The organism is Oleispirillum naphthae (genome assembly GCA_027864655.1).
Lineage (GTDB): Bacteria > Pseudomonadota > Alphaproteobacteria > Rhodospirillales > Rhodospirillaceae > Oleispirillum > Oleispirillum naphthae.
In genome coordinates, this window is record JAQAZG010000002.1 from 287,946 (window position 1) to 310,172 (window position 22,227).

The following is a 22,227-nucleotide window of genomic DNA, read 5'->3' on the forward strand; positions in this document are numbered from 1 at the left end:
AGGCGAGCGCGCGGCTTTCGGCAAGGCCCCTCTGAGGTTCGGGAGAGCGGTACAGCCATGGGATTGAGTCATGATGTCAATATATAGATTGACGTAAATGAGTATTTTATATAGTTATTTACATACTAATTATATGACTAAGTCAACTTAGAGATTGACATATGGGCCTGAGACAGCTTGTGCAGAGGCAATACCGGATGCTCGTCGAGGCGGCCGCGGAGCGGGCGTCCGGTGTCGAGACTCCGCCGGAGGGGTGGCTGCGTACCGTGCGCAAGGCGCTCGGCATGTCCGGCGCGCAAATGGCCGCACGCCTCGGCGTGACGCGTGCCCGTGTTGCGCAGGCCGAAGCGGCGGAGGTTTCGGGGCGCGTCACCCTGCGCACCATGTGGGAAATGGCGGATGCCCTGGACTGTCGGCTGGTTTATGCGCTGGTGCCGCGTCAGCCGATCGATCAGATCATTCTTGTCCAGGCGCGCCGCAAAGCGCGATCCCTGGTGAAGAACGCCGGGTTGCATATGGCGCTGGAAAGCCAGGGCCTGTCATCGCGCCAGTCCTCCGATGAAGAGGAACGTCTGGCCCGGGAACTGGCGATCGCCATGCCGTCCGATTTTTGGAAGGATGATCCGCATGGATGAGCCGGACGGCGCGACGCCCCTCGATCCCGACGAATTGGCGGGACTGAGGCATCGGCATGTGACGACGCGGGGCCAACTGGACCGCCTGGAGCAGGCGAACATTCAAGAGGCGCTGGCTTGGCTGCCGCGGCGGCGGAAGGGAGGCGTGCTGACCCGGGATTTCGTCGCGGCGTTGCACCGGCGAATGTTCGGCCAGGTCTGGCGCTGGGCGGGATCCTTCCGCCGTTCCGACAAGAACACCGGCGTTGCGCACGAGCAGATCGAGGAACAGTTGCGGATGCTTCTGGGCGATGTTCTCTATTGGGTCGAAAACGGAACCTTTTCCCCGATGGAGATCGCCGTCCGGTTCCATCATCGGCTGGTCTCGATTCATCCGTTCCCCAACGGCAACGGGCGGCATGCCCGCATCATCGCCGACGTTTTGTTGACGGAATGCTTCGGCCTGCCGGGGATCGATTGGGCGGGAGGGCAAGGCCTGCAAGCCATGACCGGGCGCCGCACGCAGTACATAACCGCTTTGCGTGCGGCGGATCTCGGCGATTACGCGCCGCTGCTGGCGTTCGCCGGCGTTCCGGATGCCGGCTGATCGATTCGGGGCTTCGGTCCCCGGTCTGCCGCCCCGCCAGATTCCCTGTTGCTTTCACCGCGCGAGTCCGTAGAGTCTCGCCGCGAAGTCCACCAAGCGGAGAGCCCGATGGCCGCCTACCAGTACATCTACGTGATGAAGCACCTGACCAAGATCTATCCCGGCGGGAAGGAGATTCTGAAGGGGTTGTCCCTGTCGTTCTTCCCCGGCGCGAAGATCGGCGTGCTGGGCGCCAACGGCGCGGGCAAATCCACCCTCTTGAAGATCATGGCCGGTCTCGACACCGAGTTCGGCGGCGAGGCCTGGTCCGCCGAGGGCGCCAAGGTCGGCTATCTGGAACAGGAGCCGCATCTCGACCCGGAGAAGGACGTGCTCGGCAACGTCATGGACGGCGTCGCCGAGGTGAAGGGCCTCTTGGACCGCTTCGAGGCGGTCTCCGCCCGCTTCGCCGAGGAGATGACCGACGACGAGATGAACGATCTCATCGCCGAGCAGGCGGAGTTGCAGGAGAAGATCGACGCCGCCAACGCCTGGGACCTCCAGCGCACCGTGGAGATCGCCATGGATGCGCTGCGCTGCCCGCCGGGCGACGCCGACGTTTCCGTGCTCTCCGGCGGCGAGCGCCGTCGCGTCGCGCTGTGCCGCCTTTTGCTCGCCAAGCCCGACCTCCTGCTCCTCGACGAACCGACCAACCACCTGGACGCGGAATCGGTGCAGTGGCTGGAACAGCACCTGCGCGAATACGCGGGCACCGTGGTGGTGGTCACCCACGACCGCTACTTCCTCGACAACGTCACCGGCTGGATTCTCGAACTCGACCGCGGCCAGGGCATTCCCTACGAGGGCAACTACACCTCGTGGCTGGAGCAGAAGCAGAAGCGCCTGGAACAGGAATCCCGCGAGGAGAGCGCCCGCCAGCGCACCATCCGCCAGGAGTTGGAGTGGATCCGCCAGTCGCCGAAGGCGCGCCAGGCCAAGTCCAAGGCCCGTATCTCCGCCTTCGACGATCTGGTCGAACGCGCGCAGAAGCGCGGCCTCGACGAGGCGCAGATCGTCATCCCGCCCGGCCCGCGCCTGGGCGGCCTGGTGATCGAGGCGGAAAACCTCGCCAAGGGCTATGCCGACCGCCTGCTCTTCGACAACCTCTCCTTCAAGCTGCCGCCCGGCGGCATCGTCGGGGTGATCGGCGCCAACGGCGCGGGCAAGTCCACGATGTTCCGCCTGATCACCGGCCAGGAGAAGCCCGACGCCGGAACCTTCCGCGTCGGCGACACGGTGAAGCTCGGCTACGTCGATCAGTCGCGCGACTCGCTGCATGCCGGCAAGACGGTGTGGGAGGAAATCTCCGACGGCGAGGCGGAGGTCAACCTCGGCTCCCGCAAGATGCCGTCCCGCGCCTATGTCGGGCAGTTCAACTTCAAGGGCGCCGACCAGCAGAAGAAGGTCGGCCAGCTCTCCGGCGGCGAACGCAACCGCGTCCACCTCGCCAAGATGCTGAAATCCGGCGTCAACGTGCTGCTCCTCGACGAACCGACCAACGACCTCGACGTGGAAACCCTGCGCGCGCTGGAAGACTCGCTGGTGGATTTCCCCGGCTGTGCGGTGGTGATCTCCCACGACCGCTGGTTCCTCGACCGGCTGGCCACCCATATCCTCGCCTTCGAGGGCGACAGCCATGTGGAATGGTTCGAGGGCAACTTCCAGGACTACGAGGCCGACAAGCACCGCCGTCTCGGCGCGGATGCCGACCAGCCGCACCGCCTGAAGTTCAAGCCCCTGACGCGGGGGTAAAACTTTCCGGAGGGACTCGGTCCCTCCGGGCCTCCCATAACTTTTGGTTTTTGCGCGCAGCGCTATAAAGCCTCTGCCCGATGCGGCAGGGGTTGATTGCCGCTTCGCGGCGAAAACGAGTCATGGGGTCGAGTCCCCTCGCGGGTCCAGGGCACGGAGAACGCCGAAGGCGTTCGCAGGGACGTTGCCGTAGGCAACGGTCCGAGGCGAAGCCGAGGATGAGGAAAATGCTTAACGCATTTTCCGAACTGCAGCCCTGGCCTGGTTCTACTGCTTCGGCAGCGGTTCCGGGGTTTTGCCGGAGCGCAGGTCGGCGCGCATTTTTTCCAGCGAGGCCATGAGACCGGCGAGGCCGCCGTCGCGTTTCATCACCGAGGCGTACTGCTTGCGGGTGTTGATCAGCATGGAGTTGGCTTCGATCACCACGTCGATCAGCTTGATCCGGCTGCCCGGGCGTTCCTGCACCCGCCAGACGATCGGGATCGGCTTGCCGTCGGTGGCGGCCACCTGGCTTTCGACGAACACGTCGGACTTGTCGGCATAGGCGCCGGTGACCTCGATCTTGACGTTCTTGTATTCCTCGAGGTGGGAGATCCAGGTGAGGATGGAGACGTCCTCGAACAGGTCGATGAACCGGGTCTTCTGTTCCGGCGTGGCGGAGCGCCATTCGCGGCCGATGACGAAGGCGGCGATGCCGGGGATGTCGGCGGCCTCGACGAAGAGCTTGCGGAAGCGTTCTTCCTTCTGCGCCTGCGGAAGGGGCGCGCCGATCACGTCGTTGACCGCGGTGTCCACCAGTTTGGTGACGAAGCGGGTGGCGTCGTCGGTGGAGAGCGCCTGCGCCGGGGCGGAAAACAGCAGCAGAAAAGCGCAGGCCAGCCCCTGGACCGCAAGGGCGGCACGGCGGCGGAGATGGGTCATCGACGAGTCCTCACGTCTGGCGGAAAAGCGGTCACGACTGCGGCGTGAAGCTGAAGCGGTAGCCTTCGCCCTCGCCGGGACGGTCGGCGGAGGAGCGGTTCATGATGTCGAGCATGCGCTGCTGCCGCACGAAGTCGCGCACCGCGACGTAGAAGTCCACCGAGGTGCGTTCCAGTTCTTCCAGCGGGTCGAGCAGCGGCACGCGGTTGTCGATCACGGTCATGCCGAAGCGGGTCCACATCAACGGCTCCGCGAGGTCCCAGTCGGACCCCATGCCCAGCCAGAACAGCGGGTCGGAGGCGACATCGACGATGCCGCCGACGCTGTCGCGCGGGTTCGACGGGCCGAGCAGCGGCCACACCACATAGGGGTTGCCGCCCGCGCCCCACACCGCCAGCGTCTGGCCGAAGTCTTCCTTCTGGCGGGTGTCGCCGGTCTCCGCCGCGACGTCCATCAGGCCGCCGATGCCGGCGGTGGAGTTCACCACGAAGCGCTTGACGACGATCAGCGAGCGGTCGAAGTCGCCCTGCAGCAGCGTGTTGAGGAAGTCGATCGGGGCGCGCAGGTTGACCAGGAAGTTGTGGATGCCCTTCTGCAGCGGGTCCGGCGTGTAGTCGCGGTAGCCGCGGGCCACCGGCGCCAGGAAGACGTTGTCGAGGCCCATGTTGAAGGAGAACATCGCCCGGTTGAACGATTCGAGCGGGTCTTTGGTTTCGTCCGGGGTATCCGCGAACGCGGGCGCCGAGGCCAGGGCGACGGAGCACAGGGAGGCCAAGGCGAGGCGGCGGAAACTGTTGCGGAGAAAGGCGAAGCCGGGCATGTCGGTCTCTTATCTCTTGTGGCCGGAAGGGCGAATAACCAGCAAAAAACGGTCCGTGACACATGTCCGAACACCTTCTCCCATACCATACGGGGGGTCCGCGCGGCTAGTCCATTCGCTTGCATTGCCAGAGCTTTTCGGTCTCCTGTGGCAAAAATCGTACACTCCGCGGCACCGGGTGTGACGTGCGCCACGCCCGGTCGATATTGACATATGAACATTCGTGTATATCTTCAGGGGGCGTTTTCGGAGAAATCCCCGCATGTCCGCCGTTCTCGCCTGCCTGAAAGCCCTTGCCGAGCCGACGCGCCTGCGCCTGGCGCGGCTGTGCGCGCGCGACGACCTGACGGTTTCCGACCTCACCGCGCTTCTGGGCGGCAGCCAGCCGGGGATATCCCGGCATCTCAAGCTGCTGGTGGAGGGCGGCGTGCTCGACCGCTTCCGCGAGGGGAGCTGGGTGTTCTACCGCCTGGCGCGGCGCGGCGCGGCGGCGGCGGTGGTGGAGGCGGCGCTGGCCGCGCTGCCCGAGGACGATCCGGCGCTCGCCGCCGATCTCGCCCGCCTGAAACGCCTGGAGGAGGTGCGTTCCGCCCGGGCGCGCGGGTATTTCGCCGCGGTGGCGGCGGACTGGGACCGCCTGCGGGCGCTTCAAGCCGACGAGGCGGTGGTGGATGCGGCGATCCGCGCGCTGGTGTGCGATCGCCCGGTGCGCAGCCTCTTGGACATCGGCACCGGCACCGCCCACATGTTGACTCTGCTGGGGCCCGAGGTGGCGCACGGGCAGGGCATCGACCTGTCGCCCGAGATGCTGGCCCTGGCGCGGGAGAATCTCGCCGCCGCCGGGCTGCGCCACTGCCTGGTGCGCCAGGCCGACATGGAGCGCCTGCCGGGCGATCTCGCGGGCTTCGACATGGTGGTTTTCCACCAGGTGCTGCATTATGCGCGGCGGCCCGCCGCCGCGGTGGCCGAGGCGGCGCGCGTGCTCGCGCCCGGCGGCCGGGTGATGGTGGTGGACTTTCTGCCGCACGGGCTGGACGAGCTGCGCACCGAGCACAATCATGCGCGGCTGGGGTTTCCGGCGGCGGAGGTGGCGTCCTGGTTTTCCGCCGCGGAGCTTGCGCCGGTGGCGGAGCGGCGCGTTCCCGGCGATCCGCTGACCGTCGGCATCTGGATGGGAGAGAAGAGAGCATGAGCGAGGGGAAGGCCAAGGAGATGGGCGGACACGTGGAAGATGACGGCGGCCTGCCGATCGTCGCCGCGGCGCGCAATGCGGTGCGGGTATCCTTCGAATTCTTCCCGCCGAAGACGGAGAAGATGGCGGAATCCCTGTGGGAGGCGGTGAAGCGCCTGGAGCCGCTGGCCCCGAGCTTCGTTTCCGTCACCTACGGCGCGGGCGGCTCGACGCGCGAACGCACCCACGAAACCGTGGTGCGCATCGCCCGCGAAACCGCGATGAAGCCTGCCGCCCATCTCACCTGCGTCGCCGCGACGCAGGGCGAGATCGACGCGGTGGCGCGCGCCTATTGGCAGGCGGGCATCCGCCATGTGGTGGCGCTGCGCGGCGACCCGCCGGACGGCCAGAGCGACTACGTGCCGCACCCCGGCGGCTATGCCTACGCCTCCGACCTGGTGGCCGGGCTGAAGCGCCTCGCCGATTTCGAAATCTCCGTCGCCGCCTACCCGGAGGGGCACCCGCAGTCGCCGTCCCTCGCCGCCGACATCGATAATTTGAAGCGCAAGATCGACGCGGGCGCCACCCGCGCGATTTCCCAGTATTTCTTCGGCGCGGACGTGTTCCGCCGCTTCCGCGACCGCGTCGCCGCCGCGGGGATCGTCATTCCGGTGGTGCCGGGCATCCTGCCGGTGACCAACTTCGGTCAGGTGGTGAAGTTCTCCGCCGCGTGCGGCGCGACGGTTCCCGGCTGGATGCACCGCGCCTTCGACGGCCTGGACGACGACCCGGACACCCGCCGCCTGGTCGCCGCGACGCTCGCCTACGAGCAGGTGCAGGCGCTGGAGGCGGACGGCATCCGCGACTTCCACTTCTACACCCTCAACCGCGCCGATCTCACCTTTGCGATCTGCCACCTGCTGGGGGTGCGCCCGGCGAAGTGACGCGCCGCGGAGAGCCGCCCGGCAGAGGCGGCGCGCGGCGATGGTTTGGCTCGAAAAACCGAAAGACGAGGCCGATGAGTGATTTTTTGAATGCGCTGTCCGATCGCGTGCTCCTGTGCGACGGCGGCATGGGCAGCCTGGTGCAGGCCCTGGACCTTTCCGTGGAGACCGACTTCATGGGCAAGGAGAACTGCACCGAGGCGCTGGTGCTGGCGCGGCCGGACGTGATCCGCGACATCCATGCGCAGTATTACGCCGCGGGCGCGGACTGCGTGGAGACCGACACCTTCGGCGGTTCGCCGATCACGCTGGGCGAATTCGGCCTTGCCGGCCGCGCGCACGAAATCAACAAGCGCGCCGTGGAACTCGCGCGCGAGGCGGCGGAAGGCTTTGCCGACGGGCGGCGGCGGTTCGTCCTCGGCGGGGTCGGGCCGGGCACCAAGCTGCCGAGCCTCGGCCACATCGGCTACGACTCCCTGGTCGCCGCCTACGCCGTGCAGTGCGCCGGTCTGGTCGCGGGCGGGGCGGACGCCATTCTCATCGAGACCTGCCAGGACCCGTTGCAGATCAAGGCGGCGGTGAACGGCGCCAAGGCGGCGTTCGCCGAGGCGAAGACCTTCCTGCCGATTCTCGTGCAGGTGACGGTGGAGACCACCGGCACCCTGCTGGTGGGGGCCGACATCGCCGCCGCGGCCACCGCGGTGCAGGCGCTCGGCGTCGATTCGTTCGGCCTCAACTGCGCCACCGGCCCGGCGGAGATGGCCAAGCACGTGAAGTGGATTTCCGAGAACTGGCCGGGAATGATCTCGGTGCAGCCCAACGCCGGGCTGCCGGAACTGGTGGACGGGCAGACCTTCTATCCGCTCAGCCCTGCCGAGCTCGCCTCGTGGCACCAGCGCTTCGTCACCGAGGACGGGGTGAACATGGTCGGCGGCTGCTGCGGCACCCGGCCGGAGCACATCGCCGCGGTGGACGCGATGCTGCGCCGCCTCTCCGGCGGCAAGGCGCGGCCCGCGCCGGTGGCGCGCTCGGTGCACTGGGCGCCCGCGGTCGCCTCGCTCTACGGCGCCGTGGCGCTGCGCCAGGAGAATGCGGTGTTCTCCATCGGCGAGCGCTGCAACGCCAACGGCTCCAAGAAGTTCCGCGACTTCCAGGATGCGGAGAACTGGGACGGCATCGTCGGCATGGCGCGCGAGCAGGTGAAGGAGGGCTCGCACGCGCTCGACGTGTGCACCGCCTTCGTCGGGCGGCCCGAGATTTCCGACATGACCGAGGTGCTGACGCGGCTGCGCGGCTCCGTCGATGCGCCGCTGGTGATCGATTCCACCGACACCAAGGTGATCGCCGCGGCGCTCAAGCTCTATGGCGGCAAGGCGATCATCAACTCGATCAATTTCGAGGACGGCGAGGCGGAGGCGGCGGAGCGCCTGGCGCTCGCCCGCGAGCACGGCGCGGCGGTGGTGGCGCTGACCATCGACGAGGAGGGCATGGCCAAGGACGCGGCGGGCAAGCTCGCCATCGCCAAGCGGCTCTACGAGTTCGCCTGCGTTACGCACGGCCTGCCGCCGTCGGACCTGATGTTCGACCCGCTCACCTTCACCATCTGCACCGGCAACCCGGACGACCGCCGCCTCGCGCTGGAAACCCTGGAGGCGATCCGCCGAATCCGCGCCGAGATGCCGGAATGCCAGGTGGTGCTCGGCCTTTCCAACGTCTCCTTCGGGCTGAAGCCCGCGGCGCGCCACGCGCTCAATTCGGTGTTCCTCGACCACGCGATGAAAGCGGGGATGACCGGGGCGATCCTCCACGTTTCCAAGATCATGCCGCTGCACGCGATTCCGGAAGCGGAGGCCAAGGCGGCGGAGGACCTCATCCTCGACCGCCGGAGCGAGGGCTACGACCCGCTCTCGGCGTTCATCGCGCTGTTCGAGAACAAGGCCGAGGCGGCGGAGGAAACCCGCGCCGAGCCCGCGACGGTGGAGGAACGGCTGGTCCGCCGCATCGTGGACGGCAACCGCGTCGGCATCGAGGACGACCTCAAGACGGCGATGGAAACCTATTCGCCCCTCGACATCATCAACACCCTGCTGCTCGACGGCATGAAGACGGTGGGCGAGCTGTTCGGCTCCGGCAAGATGCAGCTGCCCTTCGTGCTGCAATCGGCGGAGACGATGAAGACCGCGGTGGCGTTCCTCGAGCCGTTCATGGAGCGCGCCGAGGGCAGCCACAAGGGCACCATGGTGCTCGCCACGGTGAAGGGCGACGTCCACGACATCGGCAAGAACCTGGTGGACATCATCCTCACCAACAACGGCTACAAGGTGGTCAACCTCGGCATCAAGCAGCCGGTGGAGGACATCCTGAAGGCCGCGGCGGAACATAACGCCGACGTCATCGGCCTGTCCGGCCTGCTGGTGAAGTCCACGGTGATCATGCGCGAAAACCTCATCGAGATGGCGAAGCGCGGCCTCGCCACGCCGGTGATCCTCGGCGGCGCGGCGTTGACCCGCAAGTACGTGGAGGAGGACTGCGTCGCCGCCTACGAAACCTGCGGCCGCGTCGCCTATGCGCGCGACGCCTTCGACGGCCTGGACCTGATGGGCAAGGTGATGGCGGGCGGCTTCGACTCCTACCTCGCCGGACAGCAGGAGAAGCGGGCGGGCCGCCCCTCCAACACCCGGCGCGAACTCGGCCGCGCGATGCGCCCGGCGGAGCGCCCGCTGGACCTCGCGGAGCTGCATCTCCGCCGCGCCGAACTGGCGAAGACCGCGCCGGTGCCGACGCCGCCGTTCTGGGGCGCGCGCATCGTCGAAGGCGTGGCGGTGAAGAGCCTGATCCCCTTCGTCAACGAGCGCATGCTCTATCAGTTCCAGTGGGGCTTCAAGAAGCAGGGCCGCGGCCTCGCGGAATGGACGGCCTATGCGGCCAAGGAGATCCGCCCGATCTTCCACGGCCTCGTCGCCCGCTGCGAGGCGGAGAGCATTCTCGCGCCGCGCGCCGTCTACGGCTATTGGCCGTGCGTCTCCGAGGGCGACGCGGTGGTCCTCTTCGACCCGGAAAACGCAAGCGAGGAGGTGGCGCGCTTCGCCTTTCCGCGGCAGAGCGGCGAGGGCGGGCTGTGCATCGCCGACTTCTTCCGCGATGCGGCCTCCGGCGAGCGCGACGTCATCGGCCTGCAGGTGGTGACGGTGGGGGCCAGGGCCTCGGAAGTGGCGCGGCAGTGGTTCGCCGCCGACAAGTACCAGGACTACCTCTACCTGCACGGCGCGTCGGTGGAACTGGCGGAAGCCCTGGCCGAGCACACCCACAAGCGCATCCGCGCCGAGCTCGGCTTCGCGGCGGAGGACGCGCGGGATATCGAGGCGATGCTCAACCAGGGCTACCGCGGCTCGCGCTATTCCTTCGGCTATCCGGCCTGCCCGAACCTCGAGGACCAGACGCAGATTCTCGCGCTCCTGGGGGCGGAGCGCATCGGCGTGACTCTCTCCGACGAGTTCCAGCTGGAGCCGGAGCAGTCCACCTCGGCGATCGTCCTTCACCACCCGCAGGCGAAGTACTTCGGTGTGTAAAGAAAGAGTCAGGGGGGCTTGATCCGGGGTGCGGCAGGCCGCACCATGGACCGTGCGACACTTCTGGGTGGGCGGGCGATGGACTTCACCGAAACACCGGAACAGGCCCTGGCGACGGCGCGGCGCGCCGCCGACGCCATGACGCTGCACGGCGTGGTGCCGCACCCGCGCAATTATGCCCTGTGGTATGCCTACTGCGCCGGAGTTCCGCCCGAACTGGTGCGTGCGGTGGATGCGGCGGTCGCCGCGGGCCGGCCCTTCACCGAGGCGCGCTGCGCCAGCTTCCACGCCCGCTTCCTCGCCGAGCCCGCCGCCGACCCGACCTGGGAGGCGGCGAGCGAAAGCGTGCGCCGGAGCGTGCTGCGCGCCATGGAATACGTCGGCGCGGCGCACCGCGGCGCTTCCGACTACGGCCGCACCATCGAAGAGGTCTCCGGCCGCCTCGACGCCGCGGCGGAGCAGGACGAGTTCGCCCTGGTGCTCACCCAGGCGGCGGAGGAGACGCGGCGCTTCGTCAGCTTCAACCGCGCCCTGGAGGAGAACCTGGCGCAGAGCTCGCGCGAGATCGCCGAGGTGCGCGAGCACCTGGAGGCGCTGCGCCGCGAGGGCCGCACCGATGCGGTGACCGGGCTGGCCAACCGCCGGGTGTTCGACATCGCGCTGAAGGAAAGCGTGGTGCTGGCGGAGCACGACAAGCGGCCGCTCTCCGTCATCGTCATGGATGTGGACAACTTCCAGACCTTCCGCGGCAGCTTCGGCGAGCGGGTGGGCGACCAGGTGCTGCGCCTGATCGGCCGCTCGGTGACCGAGGCGGTGCGCGGCCAGGACACCGTGGCGCGCTACGGCGAGCAGAGCTTCGCCGCGATCCTGCCCGACACCGGGTTGCCCCAGGCGGAGGCGACGGCGGAGAGCATCCGCGTCGGCCTCGCGGCGAGAAGCGTGGTCAACCGCCGCACCCAGACCAGCCTGGGGCAGGTGACGCTGTCGCTCGGGATCGCCGAGTGGCGTTCCGGCGAGGCCCCGGCGGACGTGATCCGCCGCGCCGGTACCGCCCTGCACGAAGCCAAGGCGCAGGGCCGCAACCGCGCGGTCGCAGCCTCCTGAGACTTTGCTATTCCGCGGCGGTGCGCGGCGGGAGGGGGTTGACCTCGTCGCTCAGGTCGGTGCGCACCGGCTGCGGGCTGCCGCTGCTCTTGTGCGCGAGGAAGCGCACCGCCAGCGCCTTGTAGAGCGGGTGCGGGCAGACCAGCCGCGACGCGCCGAAGGCGACGAACGAGGCGGCCATCAGCGGCACGGTGAGTTCGCGGTTGTCGGTCATCTCCATGACGATCACCGCCGCGGTGATCGGCGACTGCACCACGCCGGTGAAGTAGGCCGCCATGCCGAGCAGGATGCACGCCTTCGCCGGGGTGTCGGGCAGAAGGTGCGCCATCGTCGCCCCCAGGCCCGCACCGGCGGAAAGCGACGGCGAGAACAGGCCGCCCGGAATGCCGCTGAGGTAGGAGAACACCGTGGCGAGAATCTTCAGCGGGAAGAACGCCCACGGCAGGGTCTCGCCTTCCAGCAGCGCCCGGCCTTCCTGATAGCCGGTGCCGTAGGTGGTGTGGCTGGAGAGGATGCCGATGAGCGCGATGGCCAGCCCGCACGCGGCGGCGAAGACGATCGGCCGCTGCCGCGCCAGCCGCCCGATCGGGCCGGGCAGGCCGCGCTGCGAGGCGACGACGAGCAGTTGCGAGAACAGCCCGCCGAGGATGCCGCCGCACAGGCCGATCAGGCCGACGGCGAACCAGCCCTTGCCGAGTTCGAGGATCACGCTGGCGTGGCCGAAATAGGGGGAGTTGCCGACCAGGGCGAGCGAGGTGATGCCCGCGAGGATCACCGCGGTGAGCACCGTGCCGCTGGTCCGCGCCTCGTAGGAGCGGGACAACTCCTCGATGGCGAAGACGACGCCCGCCAGCGGCGTATTGAACGCCGCGGCGATGCCCGCCGCGCCGCCCGCGAGCGTCAGGCTGCGTTCGTTCAGCGTGCCCTGTAGGCGGAAGAGCTTGCCCAGGCGCAGCATCAGCGACGCGCCCACTTGCACCGAGGGGCCTTCGCGCCCCACCGAGGCGCCCGCGGCGAGCCCGATCGAGGTGAGGGCGACCTTGGCGAAGGCGATGCGCAGCGACAGCACCCCCTTGCGCTGCGCGGGCGTCATCGTCAGCGCCGCGATGGTCTGCGGAATGCCGCTGCCCTGCGCGCCGGGGACGAAGCGCAGCGTCAGCCACGCCACCAGCACCAGACCCACCGGCGCGATGATGCAGGCGGTGGCGGAATGCCAGGCGATCGCCCGCTGGAACAGTTCGAAGGCGCGGTCCGTCGCCATGGCGAAAACGATGGCGCAGAGCGCCACGCCGATGCCGCCGAGCCACACGGAAATGCGCTGCGGCCAGTGCTCGACGACGCGCCACGGATAGGCGTGCTTGATCTTGGCGAATCGGTGCCCCAGGTGGGGGCGGTGCAGGAAGGTGTTCATGAGTGCTCTGTCGGCCCGTGCTCGAAGGGGCATCGCCGGGCGCATCCGCGAGAAAGACGATATCCCGATGGGCGCAGGCAGGCCGCGAACCCTGGCGGTCCGCGCCTCGCGCCCATGGCGGAAAGCGTTTCTGGTCGATGGTGCCTGCCGGCGGGGCGTATACTTAGAACGTACAATCGTTCGCGTCCAGATTTTTTCGCGGTTTTTGCATGCAGTTTCGGCATGGCCGACAAGACCTTGCCACGCCGCTCCGGAATGGGGCACAACAGGGGGCCTTGCGCTGCCCCGGAACCGTTGCCATGACCGACCCTTTCGCCCTCGATGACCGCGATGCGGCCCCGCCGCCCGCCGGACCCTCGCCCGAAGCCCTGCTCGCCGGGCTGAATCCGCAGCAGGCGGAGGCGGTGCGCGCCACCGAGGGGCCGGTGCTGGTGCTCTCCGGCGCGGGCACCGGCAAGACCCGGGTGCTCACCGCGCGGCTCGCCTATCTGCTCGCGGGCGGCTTCGCCCAGCCGTGGCAGTGCCTGGCGGTCACCTTCACCAACCGCGCGGCGCGCGAGATGCGCGAGCGCGTCACCGCGATGATCGGCGACGAGGCCGCCTCGGTGGCGCTCGGCACCTTCCATGCCCTCGGCGCGCGCATGCTGCGCCGCGACGGCGAGCGCATCGGGCTCTCGCGCGACTTCACCATCCTCGACGCCGACGACCAGCTGCGCCTGGTCAAGCAGGTGGCGGCGGGCATGGACCTCGACCCCAAGCGCTGGCCGCCGCAGGCGATCCTCGCGGTGATCCAGCGCTGGAAGGACCGCGGCGTGCCGCCGGAACGCGTCGGCGCGGACCCGGGGGCGGAATACGCGGCCGGCCGCGCCGTGGCGCTCTACCGCGCCTACCAGGCGGAACTCGCCCGCCTTGCCGCCTGCGACTTCGGCGACCTTCTGCTGAAGTGCCTGGAACTCTTCCAGGCCGCGCCCGACGTGCTGGAACGCTACCAGCGGCGCTTCCGCTATATCCTGGTGGACGAATACCAGGACACCAACGTCGCCCAGTCGCTGTGGCTCAAGGCGCTGGCGATGGGGCACCGCAACCTCTGCTGCGTCGGCGACGACGACCAGTCGATCTATTCCTGGCGCGGCGCGGAGGTCGGCAACATCCTGCGCTTCAGCCACGACTTTCCCGGTGCGCGGATCATCCGGCTGGAGACCAACTACCGCTCCACCGGCCACATCCTCGCCGCCGCGGCGCACCTGATTTCGCGCAACGCCGACCGCCTCGGCAAGACCCTGCGCCCGGCCTCCGGCGAGGCGGGGGAGAAGGTGAAGGTGCGCGCGGTGTGGACCGGCGACGACGAGGCCCGCGCCGTGGTGGAGGAGGCGGAGGCGCTGCAACGCCGCGGAGTGCCGCTCGCCGAGATCGCCATCCTGGTGCGCGCCGGATACCAGACCCGCGCCTTCGAAGAGCGCCTGATGAGCACGGGCGTGCCCTACCGCGTGGTCGGCGGCCCGCGCTTCTACGAACGGCAGGAAATCCGCGATGCGGTGGCCTATCTCCGCCTCATCCGCCAGCCCGCCGACGACCTCGCCTTCGAGCGCATCGTCAACCTGCCGCGCCGCGGCATCGGCGGCGCCACGGTGGACCAGGTGCGCGCCGCCGCGCGCGCCGCGGGCGCGCCGATGAGCCGCGCCGCGGCGCGGATGATCGAACAGAACGCCCTGCCCGCGCGGGCGCGCGGCGCGCTGTCCCGCTTTCTTTCCGACCTCGAGGGCTGGCGCGCCCTGGCGGCGGGCGCGGACCCGCGCACCCTGCTTTCCGAGGTGCTGGAGGCCGCGGGCTACCTCGAGATGTGGCGGCAGGACAAATCCCCCGACGCGCCGGGGCGGGTCGAAAACCTCAAGGAACTGATCGCCGCGCTCGACGAGTTCGCCGACCTCGCGGAGTTCCTGGAATACGTCAGCCTGGTGATGGAGAACCAGACCGGAGACGACGCGGACCGCCTCTCGGTGATGACCCTGCACGCCGCCAAGGGCCTGGAGTTCGATCACATCTTCCTGCCCGGATGGGAGGACGGGGTGTTCCCCAACCAGCGCGCGCTCGACGAAACCGGGGCCAAGGGCCTGGAGGAGGAGCGCCGCCTCGCCCACGTCGGCCTCACCCGCGCGCGCAAGGGCGTGGTCATCACCTTCGCCGCGGCGCGGCGCATCTATGGCCAGTGGCAGAACAACATGCCCAGCCGCTTCCTCGACGACCTGCCGGAGGCGCACATCGAGCGCATCTCGGAATCCGGCATCGGCGGCTATGCCGCGCCGCGCGCCGGGGCGCAGCGCGCCGAGGACGCCCCGTTCGGCGGCGCGGGCGGCGACGAAAGCGGCTACAAGCGCGGCGACAGAATATTCCACGACAAGTTCGGCTATGGCGAGATCCGCGCCGTGGACGGCAACAAACTCGACATCGCCTTCGACAAGGCGGGACTGAAAAAGGTGATGGCGCGCTTCGTCGCGCCCGCCTGAAACGGAGACGCATATGGAAAACCGGCAATGGCGGCTGGCGCTGACCGACTACAAGGCGGCGGTGCAGGCCTATGAGGCGGCGCTGGAAGACTTCGCCCCGGCGCTGCTCGCCTTCGAGGCGGACGAGGCCAAGGGCATCTGGACGCTGGAAGCCATCGGCGAGGACGAACCGGACCGCGACGGCATCGCCGCCGCGCTGGCCCGCACCGCCGCGGCGCTCGGGCGCGAGGCCCCGGCCTATACCCTGGAAGACCTGGAACAACGCGACTGGCTGCGCGAGAACCTGATCAGCTTCCCGCCGCTCCCCATCGGCCGCTTCTTCGTCCACGGCGGCCATATCGCCGCGCCCTGCCGCTCCGGCCGCGTCGCCATCCTGGTGGACGCCGCCACCGCCTTCGGCTCCGGCGAACACCCCACCACCATGGGCTGCCTCTTGGCCCTCGACGCGCTCAAGCGCCTCGATGCGCGCCCCGCCAAGGTGCTCGACATGGGCTGCGGCTCCGGCATCCTCTCCATCGGCGCGGCGAAGATCTGGCCGAGCCGCATCGACGCGGTGGATATCGACCCGGAATCGGTGCGCGTCACCCGTTTCAACGCGGTGCGCAACCGCGTCGCCCACGCGCTCGCCGCCGAGGCGGGCGACGGCTACCGCACGCCGCTGGCGCGCCGCGGCAGGCCCTATGCCCTCATCCTTTCCAACATCCTCGCCAGGCCGTTGATGAACATGGCTCCCGCCCTCGACCGCGCCCTCGCGCCGGGCGGCATCGCGGTGCTCTCCGGCCTGCTCTGCAAACAGGAGGCGATGGTGCTTGCCGCCCACCGCGCCCAGGGCCTCGCCAAGGTCGCCTCGTTCCGCCACCGCGGCTGGAGCACCCTGATCCTGCGCAAATCCGGCCCCGGAACCCCCGGCCGCATCCGCCTGCCGCGCTTCACCCCGCGCGGCCCGGTGACGATCTAGGGCGGGGAAAAACCAAAGCTTTGCGAGGGGTCTCGGACCCCTCGCGCACCCCATAACTTGTTTCTCCGCGAAGCGGGATAAATCCTATCCCTGCCCCCGCATGGCTTTATGGCGCTACGCGCAAAAACCGAGGTTATGGGGTCAAGGGGACCGAGTCCCCTTGCAGGTGCGGGCGGAGCCCGCGTGTTTTTCCTGTCTTTTCCGGCGCGGCAAAGCGGGCATAATGGCGCGCGGCGTATTATCTGGTGGCCATGATGGACGTTTCCCCGGTTTCTTCCCCCGTTTCGCTTCTGCCTTTGGACCTGTTGCGCGGCGAGTTGCGCGCGCGGGGTTTGGACGGCTTCGTGGTGCCGCGGGCGGACGAGCATCAGGGGGAATACGTGCCCGCCGCGGCGAAGCGGCTGGCCTGGCTCACCGGGTTCACCGGCTCGGCGGGGACGGCGGTGGTGCTGCCGGACTGCGCGGCGGTGTTTTCCGACGGGCGCTATACGTTGCAGATGCGCGACGAGGTGGATACGGCGCGTTTCGAAACCCGCCACATCACCGACGACCCGCCCGCGGCGTGGCTGCGCGCCCGCGCGAAGCCGGGGCAGCGCATCGGCTATGACCCGTGGCTGCACGTTCCCGAGGATGTGAAGCGCCTGGACGAGGCGGCGCGCGCCGCGGGGGCGATGCTGGTCGCCTGCGAGAACAACCCCCTGGACGCGGCGTGGCGCGACCGCCCGCCGCCGCCCGGCGCGCCTGCCGAGGTCTATCCGGTGGAGTTTTCCGGTCGGGTCAGCCTCGACAAGCGGCGCGAGGTCGCGGCCTCCCTGGAGCGCGACGGCGCGGACGCGGCGGTGCTGACGCTGCCGGATTCCATCGCCTGGCTGCTCAACATCCGCGGCCGCGACCTGCCCGCGACGCCGGTGGTTCTTTCCTTCGCGGTGGTGCACCGCGACGCGCGGGTGGAGTGGTTCGTCGATGCGGCGAAGGTGGACGGCGCGGTGCGCGCGCACCTGGGCGACGGCGTGACGGTGCGTCCGCGCGACGAGTTCCGCATCGCCCTGTGCGCGCTGGCGGCGGTGAAGGCCGCGGTGCGGGTGGACGGCGCGAGCATTCCGGCGGCGGTGGTGGACCTGCTGAAGACCGCGGGGGCGCGCATCGTGCCCGCGCCGGACCCGTGCCTCTTGCCCAAGGCGTGCAAGAACGCGGTGGAGCTGGACGGCTTCCGCCGCGCCCACCGCCGCGACGCGGCGGCGATGGCGCGCTTCCTCGCGTGGTACGACGCGCACGCCGAGGGGATGAACGAGAAGCAGGTGGCGAATGCGCTGCTGGACTTCCGCAAGGAGCAGGACCTGTTCGTCTGCCCGAGCTTCCCCACCATCGCCGGGGCGGGGCCGAACGGCGCGGTCGTGCACTACCACGTGCGCGCGGCGACGGCGCGCACCCTGGAGGCGGGGCAGCTCTTCCTGCTCGATTCCGGCGCGCACTACCGCGACGGCACCACCGACATCACCCGCACCCTGCCGGTGGGAGAGGTGGCGGAGCCGCTGCGCCACCACTTCACCCGCGTGCTGCAGGGGCACATCGACCTCGCCTGCGCGGTGTTCCCCGCCGGGACCACGGGCACCCAGCTCGATTCCCTGGCGCGGCGGCCGTTGTGGGCGGAGGGTCTGGACTACGACCACGGCACCGGCCACGGCGTCGGCGCGTTCCTTTCGGTGCACGAAGGGCCGCAGCGCATCAGCAAGCTGCCGAACGCGGTGGCGCTGAAGCCCGGCATGGTGCTCTCCAACGAGCCCGGCTACTACAAGGCCGGGGCCTACGGCATCCGCATCGAGAACCTGCTGGCGGTGCGAGCGGAGGAAGGCGGGGAGAGGCCGATGCTCGGCTTCGAAATTCTCACCCTGGTGCCGATCGACCGTCGCCTGATCGTGACGGAACTGCTCACCCTGGAGCAGCGGGAGTGGATCGACGCCTACCACGCCCGCGTGGCGGAGGTGATCTCCCCCTTGCTCGACGCCGAAACCGCGATCTGGCTCGCCGCCGCCGCCGCGCCGCTCTGACTCAGCCTTCCCCCATCGCCAGGAAGCCGTCCTCGGTGAGGGTTTCTACGCCGAGTTCGGCGGCCTTCTTCGCCTTCGACCCGGCATCCGCGCCGACGATCAGGTAGTCGGTCTTGGCCGAGACCGAGGAGGCGACCTTGGCCCCCATCGCCTCGGCGCGGGCCTTCGCCTCGTTGCGCGACAGGCGGGTGAGGGCGCCGGTGAAGACCACGGTCTTGCCGGTGAGCGGGCTCGCCTGGGCCGCCGCCTCGGCGAACGGCTCGGCGGCAATCTCCTCCGCCAGGCGGGCGAGTTCCGCGGTGTTGTGGTCCTCGCCGAAGAATTCCGCCAGCGCATCCGCCACCGCATCGCCCAGGCCGTCGCGGTCCAGCAACTCGGCGCGCGCCGCCTCGTTTCCCGCGGCGAGGCGGGCCATCGCCTCGGTCCAGGCGGGCAGGGTGCGGTAGAGGCGCGCCAGTTCCCTGGCCGTGGTCTCGCCGATGTGGCGGATGCCGAGCGCGAAGATCAGCCGCGGCAGCGGCACGGCGCGCCGCGCGTCGATGGCGGCGAACAGATTGGCGATGGAAGTGGCTCCCCAGCCCTTGCGCCCGGCGAAGGAGATCTCCCCCGCCGTAGCGCGGCGCTGCAGGGAGAAAATGTCGGACGGGCGCTTCACCCAGCCGAGGTCGAAGAACTCCTCCGCCGCCTTGTCGCCCAGGCCGTCGATGTTCATCGCATTGCGGGAGACGAAGTGCTTGAGCCGCTCCACCGCCTGCGCCGGGCAGGTCAGCCCGCCGGTGCAGCGGCGGATCGCCTCGCCGTCGGGCCGTTGCGCGTGGCTGCCGCACACCGGGCAGGTCTCGGGGAAGACGTAGGGCGCGGGGCCGCGCGGCGCATCCGCCGCCACCGCCACCACCTGGGGGATGACGTCGCCCGCGCGCTGCACGATCACCGTATCGCCGACGCGCACGTCCTTGCGGCGGATCTCGTCCTCGTTGTGCAGGGTGGCGTTGGAAACCACGACGCCGCCCACGGTGACCGGCGCGAGACGGGCCACCGGGGTGAGCGCGCCGGTGCGCCCCACCTGGATGTCGATCGCCTCCACCGTGGTGCGCGCCTGTTCGGCGGCGAACTTGTGGGCGATCGCCCAGCGCGGCGCGCGGGAGACGAAGCCGAGGCGGCGCTGCCAGTCCAGGCGGTCCACCTTGTAGACCACGCCGTCGATGTCGTAGGGCAGGCTGGCGCGGTCGCGGTCCAGGTCGTCGAAGGCGGTGAGCGCCTCCGCCAGGCCGGCGCAGCGCCGCGAGCGCGGGTTGACCGGGAAGCCCCAGGCTTTCAGCGTCTCCAGGAACTCCCAGTGGCTCGCCCAGGAGACCTCGGAAACCTCGCCCCAGGCATAGGCGAAGGCGGACAGCGGCCGCGCCGCGGTGATCTGCGGGTCGAGCTGGCGCAGCGAGCCCGCCGCGGCGTTGCGCGGGTTGGCGAAGGTTTTCTCTCCGGCTTCCGCCTGGCGGCGGTTGAGCGCGGCGAAACCCGCCTTGCCCATGAACACCTCGCCGCGCACCTCGAACACCGCGGGGGCGGAGGCGGGCAGCGCGTGCGGCAAATCGGCGATGGTCATCAGGTTGGCGGTGATGTCCTCGCCCTCCGCGCCGTCGCCGCGCGTCACCCCGCGCACCAGGCGGCGATCCTCGTAGCGGGCGGAGAAGGAGAGCCCGTCGATCTTCGGCTCGGCGATCAGGTCCACCGCCTCGCTTTCCGGCAGCTTGAGGAAGCGCCGGACCGAGCCGACGAACTCCGCCATGTCCTCGGCGGAAAACGCGTTGTCCAGCGACAGCATCGGCGCCGCGTGGCGCACCTTGCGGAAGCCCTCCGCCGGGGCCGCGCCGACGCGGCGGCTCGGGCTGTCGGTGCGCGCAAGCTCGGGGAAGCGCGCCTCGATCGCGGCGTTGCGCCGCCGCAGCGCGTCGTAGTCCGCATCGGTGAGGTCCGGAGCGTCCTTCTGGTAGTAGGCGGCGTCCGCCGCGGCGATCAGCCTGGCGAGGCGGGCGAGCTCCGCCGCCGCTTCGAGCGGGGAGAGGGCCTCCACCGGGGTTTGCGTGTTCATCTACGGCTTCCGTGCAACAGGGCGGCGGCGGCCTGCCGCGCCTCCTCGGTCAGGGTCGCGCCCGCCAGCATGCGGGCGATCTCTTCCAGGCGCGCGGCGGCGGAGAGCGGCTCCACCGTGGTCGCCACCGCGTCCGCGCCATCCTTCTTCACCTTGAGGTGCTGCGCGCCCTGCGCCGCCACCTGCGGCGAATGGGTGACCACCAGCACCTGCGCCTCGCGGGCGAGACGGCCCAGGCGCTCGCCCACCGCGGCGGCGGTGGCGCCGCCGATGCCCGCGTCCACCTCGTCGAAGACCAGGGTCGGCACCGGGTCGGCATGGGCCAGCACCACCTTGAGCGCCAGCATGAAGCGCGCCAGTTCGCCGCCGGAGGCGATCTTCGCCAGAGGTCCGGGCGGCGTGCCGGGGTTGGTGGAAATCAGGAAGCGCACCGCGTCGATGCCGTGCGCCGCCGCATTGGCGGGGTCGGCGGCAACCTCGGTGACGAAGCGTGCCTTCTCCAGCTTGAGCGGCGGCAACTCGGCGGCGACCTGCGCGTCCAGCGCCCCGGCCGCCGCGGCGCGGGCCTGGGACAGCGCGCGCGCCGCCTCCGCATAGGCCCGGTGCGCCTGCGCCTCGGCGCGGGCGAGCTTGGCCAGCACCGAAGCCCCGTCGTCCAGCGCCTGCAACCGCGCCGCCATCTCCGCGGCGAGCGCGGGCAGGCCGTCCACCGCCACGCCGTGCTTGCGCGCCAGCGCGCGCAGGGCGAACAGGCGCTCCTCGATGGCGTCGGCCTGCGCCGGGTCGAGGTCGATGTCCGCGGCCAGCGGCGCAAGCTGCGCCAGGGCTTCGTCGGCCTCGATGCGGGCGCGCTCGATGCCTTCCAGCACCGCGGCGAACATCGCCTCCCCCGCCGCATCGCGGGCGCGCTCCAGCGCGCGCGCGGCGGCGGAGAGCGGCGCCTCGGCGCGGCCGAGCTCCGCCTGCGCCGCCTCGATCGCCTCGATCAGCCTGCCGCCGTGCTGCAGCACGCGGCGGCGCTCCGCCAGGGTTTCCTCCTCGCCGGGAACCGGGGCCAGCGCCGCCATCTCGTCGCAGGCGTGGCGCAGGAACTCTTCCTCCGCCTTCGCCCTGGCGAGGCGGCCCGAAGCCGCCGCCTTCGCCTGCTTCGCTTCGCCCCAGGCGGCGTGCGCCGCGGCGGTGGCGGAAAGCAGGCCGGGGGAGACGCCGAAGGCGTCCAGCAGGGCGCGGTGGGTGGCGGGGTTCAACAGGCCCTGGGCCTCGAACTGGCCGTGCACCTCCACCAGCAGGTCGCCGAGGCCGCGCAGCAGCGCCACCCCCACCGGCTGGTCGTTTATAAAGGCCTTGCCGCGGCCGTCGCGCGAGAGCACGCGGCGCAGCACCAGGGGCTCGTTCGCCGCGGCGTCGAGGCCCTGCTCGGCGAGCATCGCCCAGGCGGGGTGCGCCGCGGACGGCGCGAAGGCGGCGGAAACGGCCAGGCGCTCCGCCCCGGCGCGGATCATCCCGGCGTCGCCGCGCGCGCCGAGCGCCAGGCCCAAGGCATCGAGGAGGATCGACTTGCCCGCGCCGGTCTCGCCGGTGAGCACGGAAAGCCCCGCCTCGAAATGCAGGTCCAGGCGTTCGATCAACACCACATCGCGGATCGACAGGGAAACCAGCATGGCGGCGGCGGATGCCCC

Annotated in this window: 15 protein-coding genes; 10 read left to right on the plus strand and 5 right to left on the minus strand. The window is 70.0% G+C overall.

Annotated elements, in window-relative coordinates; all coding sequences use genetic code 11:
* The first annotated feature begins 161 nt into the window (after positions 1-161).
* The 3 genes from O7R11_RS03520 (at position 162) to ettA (ending at position 3,012) form a co-directional block, all read left to right on the plus strand.
* On the plus strand, positions 162-635 hold the full coding sequence (locus tag O7R11_RS03520; RefSeq protein WP_337996102.1) for a mobile mystery protein A: 474 nt from the start codon (positions 162-164) through the stop codon (positions 633-635).
* On the plus strand, positions 628-1,221 hold the full coding sequence (locus O7R11_RS03525) for a mobile mystery protein B (protein ID WP_337996103.1): 594 nt from the start codon (positions 628-630) through the stop codon (positions 1,219-1,221). The genes O7R11_RS03520 and O7R11_RS03525 overlap by 8 nt, the downstream gene beginning before the upstream one ends.
* A gap of 108 nt (positions 1,222-1,329) precedes the next feature.
* Positions 1,330-3,012: an energy-dependent translational throttle protein EttA gene (gene ettA, locus O7R11_RS03530; RefSeq protein WP_337996104.1), complete on the plus strand. Its 1,683-nt coding sequence runs from the start codon at positions 1,330-1,332 to the stop codon at positions 3,010-3,012.
* Between the two features lie 267 nt (positions 3,013-3,279).
* Here the strand turns inward: ettA and O7R11_RS03535 are convergent, their stop codons facing one another.
* Positions 3,280-3,933, minus strand: a complete 654-nt coding sequence (locus tag O7R11_RS03535) for an MlaC/ttg2D family ABC transporter substrate-binding protein (protein ID WP_337996105.1) — start codon at positions 3,931-3,933, stop codon at positions 3,280-3,282.
* Positions 3,934-3,964: 31 nt separating this feature from the next.
* Positions 3,965-4,753, minus strand: coding sequence for an MlaA family lipoprotein (locus tag O7R11_RS03540; RefSeq protein ID WP_337996106.1), 789 nt, complete (start codon positions 4,751-4,753; stop codon positions 3,965-3,967).
* Between the two features lie 262 nt (positions 4,754-5,015).
* Here O7R11_RS03540 and O7R11_RS03545 point away from each other — a divergent pair, with 262 nt between their 5' ends.
* The 4 genes from O7R11_RS03545 (at position 5,016) to O7R11_RS03560 (ending at position 11,541) form a co-directional block, all read left to right on the plus strand.
* Complete coding sequence (locus O7R11_RS03545; RefSeq protein ID WP_337996107.1) at positions 5,016-5,945, plus strand: ArsR/SmtB family transcription factor; 930 nt, start codon at positions 5,016-5,018, stop codon at positions 5,943-5,945.
* A complete protein-coding gene (metF, locus tag O7R11_RS03550; protein WP_337996108.1) occupies positions 5,942-6,868 on the plus strand; it encodes a methylenetetrahydrofolate reductase [NAD(P)H] in 927 nt (308 codons plus the stop codon). The genes O7R11_RS03545 and metF overlap by 4 nt, the downstream gene beginning before the upstream one ends.
* A gap of 74 nt (positions 6,869-6,942) precedes the next feature.
* A complete protein-coding gene (metH, locus tag O7R11_RS03555; RefSeq protein WP_337996109.1) occupies positions 6,943-10,437 on the plus strand; it encodes a methionine synthase in 3,495 nt (1,164 codons plus the stop codon).
* Positions 10,438-10,482: 45 nt separating this feature from the next.
* The gene (locus O7R11_RS03560) at positions 10,483-11,541 is read left to right on the plus strand and encodes a GGDEF domain-containing protein (RefSeq protein WP_337996110.1); all 1,059 of its coding nucleotides are present in this window, start codon (positions 10,483-10,485) and stop codon (positions 11,539-11,541) included.
* A gap of 7 nt (positions 11,542-11,548) precedes the next feature.
* On the opposite strand, the gene O7R11_RS03565 is transcribed toward O7R11_RS03560, so the two are convergent.
* Positions 11,549-12,952 (minus strand): chloride channel protein, encoded by a 1,404-nt coding sequence (locus O7R11_RS03565; RefSeq protein ID WP_337996111.1) that lies wholly within the window; start codon positions 12,950-12,952, stop codon positions 11,549-11,551.
* A gap of 299 nt (positions 12,953-13,251) precedes the next feature.
* Here O7R11_RS03565 and O7R11_RS03570 point away from each other — a divergent pair, with 299 nt between their 5' ends.
* From O7R11_RS03570 to O7R11_RS03580, 3 genes are all read left to right on the plus strand, one after another.
* Positions 13,252-15,456 carry an ATP-dependent helicase gene (locus O7R11_RS03570; protein WP_337996112.1) on the plus strand — a complete coding sequence of 735 codons (2,205 nt, stop codon included), beginning with the start codon at positions 13,252-13,254 and terminating at the stop codon, positions 15,454-15,456.
* Between the two features lie 13 nt (positions 15,457-15,469).
* Positions 15,470-16,414, plus strand: coding sequence for a 50S ribosomal protein L11 methyltransferase (locus tag O7R11_RS03575; RefSeq protein ID WP_337996113.1), 945 nt, complete (start codon positions 15,470-15,472; stop codon positions 16,412-16,414).
* A 251-nt stretch (positions 16,415-16,665) separates the two neighbouring features.
* Positions 16,666-18,462 (plus strand): aminopeptidase P family protein, encoded by a 1,797-nt coding sequence (locus O7R11_RS03580; RefSeq protein ID WP_337996114.1) that lies wholly within the window; start codon positions 16,666-16,668, stop codon positions 18,460-18,462.
* Between the two features lies 1 nt (position 18,463).
* On the opposite strand, the gene ligA is transcribed toward O7R11_RS03580, so the two are convergent.
* Positions 18,464-20,548 carry an NAD-dependent DNA ligase LigA gene (gene ligA / locus O7R11_RS03585; protein ID WP_337996115.1) on the minus strand — a complete coding sequence of 695 codons (2,085 nt, stop codon included), beginning with the start codon at positions 20,546-20,548 and terminating at the stop codon, positions 18,464-18,466.
* The gene (recN, locus tag O7R11_RS03590) at positions 20,545-22,209 is read right to left on the minus strand and encodes a DNA repair protein RecN (protein WP_337996116.1); all 1,665 of its coding nucleotides are present in this window, start codon (positions 22,207-22,209) and stop codon (positions 20,545-20,547) included. Before recN ends, ligA begins: the two co-directional genes overlap by 4 nt.
* Between the last annotated feature and the right edge of the window lie 18 nt (positions 22,210-22,227).

What these genes read in the sequence shown, in the direction of transcription:
- O7R11_RS03520 (WP_337996102.1), top strand. Translation starts at nt 162, where the DNA reads ATGGGCCTGAGACAGCTTGTGCAGAGGCAATACCGGATGCTCGTCGAG.
- O7R11_RS03525 (WP_337996103.1), top strand. Translation starts at nt 628, where the DNA reads ATGGATGAGCCGGACGGCGCGACGCCCCTCGATCCCGACGAATTGGCG.
- ettA (WP_337996104.1), top strand. Translation starts at nt 1,330, where the DNA reads ATGGCCGCCTACCAGTACATCTACGTGATGAAGCACCTGACCAAGATC.
- O7R11_RS03535 (WP_337996105.1), bottom strand. Translation starts at nt 3,933, where the DNA reads ATGACCCATCTCCGCCGCCGTGCCGCCCTTGCGGTCCAGGGGCTGGCC.
- O7R11_RS03540 (WP_337996106.1), bottom strand. Translation starts at nt 4,753, where the DNA reads ATGCCCGGCTTCGCCTTTCTCCGCAACAGTTTCCGCCGCCTCGCCTTG.
- O7R11_RS03545 (WP_337996107.1), top strand. Translation starts at nt 5,016, where the DNA reads ATGTCCGCCGTTCTCGCCTGCCTGAAAGCCCTTGCCGAGCCGACGCGC.
- metF (WP_337996108.1), top strand. Translation starts at nt 5,942, where the DNA reads ATGAGCGAGGGGAAGGCCAAGGAGATGGGCGGACACGTGGAAGATGAC.
- metH (WP_337996109.1), top strand. Translation starts at nt 6,943, where the DNA reads ATGAGTGATTTTTTGAATGCGCTGTCCGATCGCGTGCTCCTGTGCGAC.
- O7R11_RS03560 (WP_337996110.1), top strand. Translation starts at nt 10,483, where the DNA reads ATGGACCGTGCGACACTTCTGGGTGGGCGGGCGATGGACTTCACCGAA.
- O7R11_RS03565 (WP_337996111.1), bottom strand. Translation starts at nt 12,952, where the DNA reads ATGAACACCTTCCTGCACCGCCCCCACCTGGGGCACCGATTCGCCAAG.
- O7R11_RS03570 (WP_337996112.1), top strand. Translation starts at nt 13,252, where the DNA reads ATGACCGACCCTTTCGCCCTCGATGACCGCGATGCGGCCCCGCCGCCC.
- O7R11_RS03575 (WP_337996113.1), top strand. Translation starts at nt 15,470, where the DNA reads ATGGAAAACCGGCAATGGCGGCTGGCGCTGACCGACTACAAGGCGGCG.
- O7R11_RS03580 (WP_337996114.1), top strand. Translation starts at nt 16,666, where the DNA reads ATGATGGACGTTTCCCCGGTTTCTTCCCCCGTTTCGCTTCTGCCTTTG.
- ligA (WP_337996115.1), bottom strand. Translation starts at nt 20,548, where the DNA reads ATGAACACGCAAACCCCGGTGGAGGCCCTCTCCCCGCTCGAAGCGGCG.
- recN (WP_337996116.1), bottom strand. Translation starts at nt 22,209, where the DNA reads ATGCTGGTTTCCCTGTCGATCCGCGATGTGGTGTTGATCGAACGCCTG.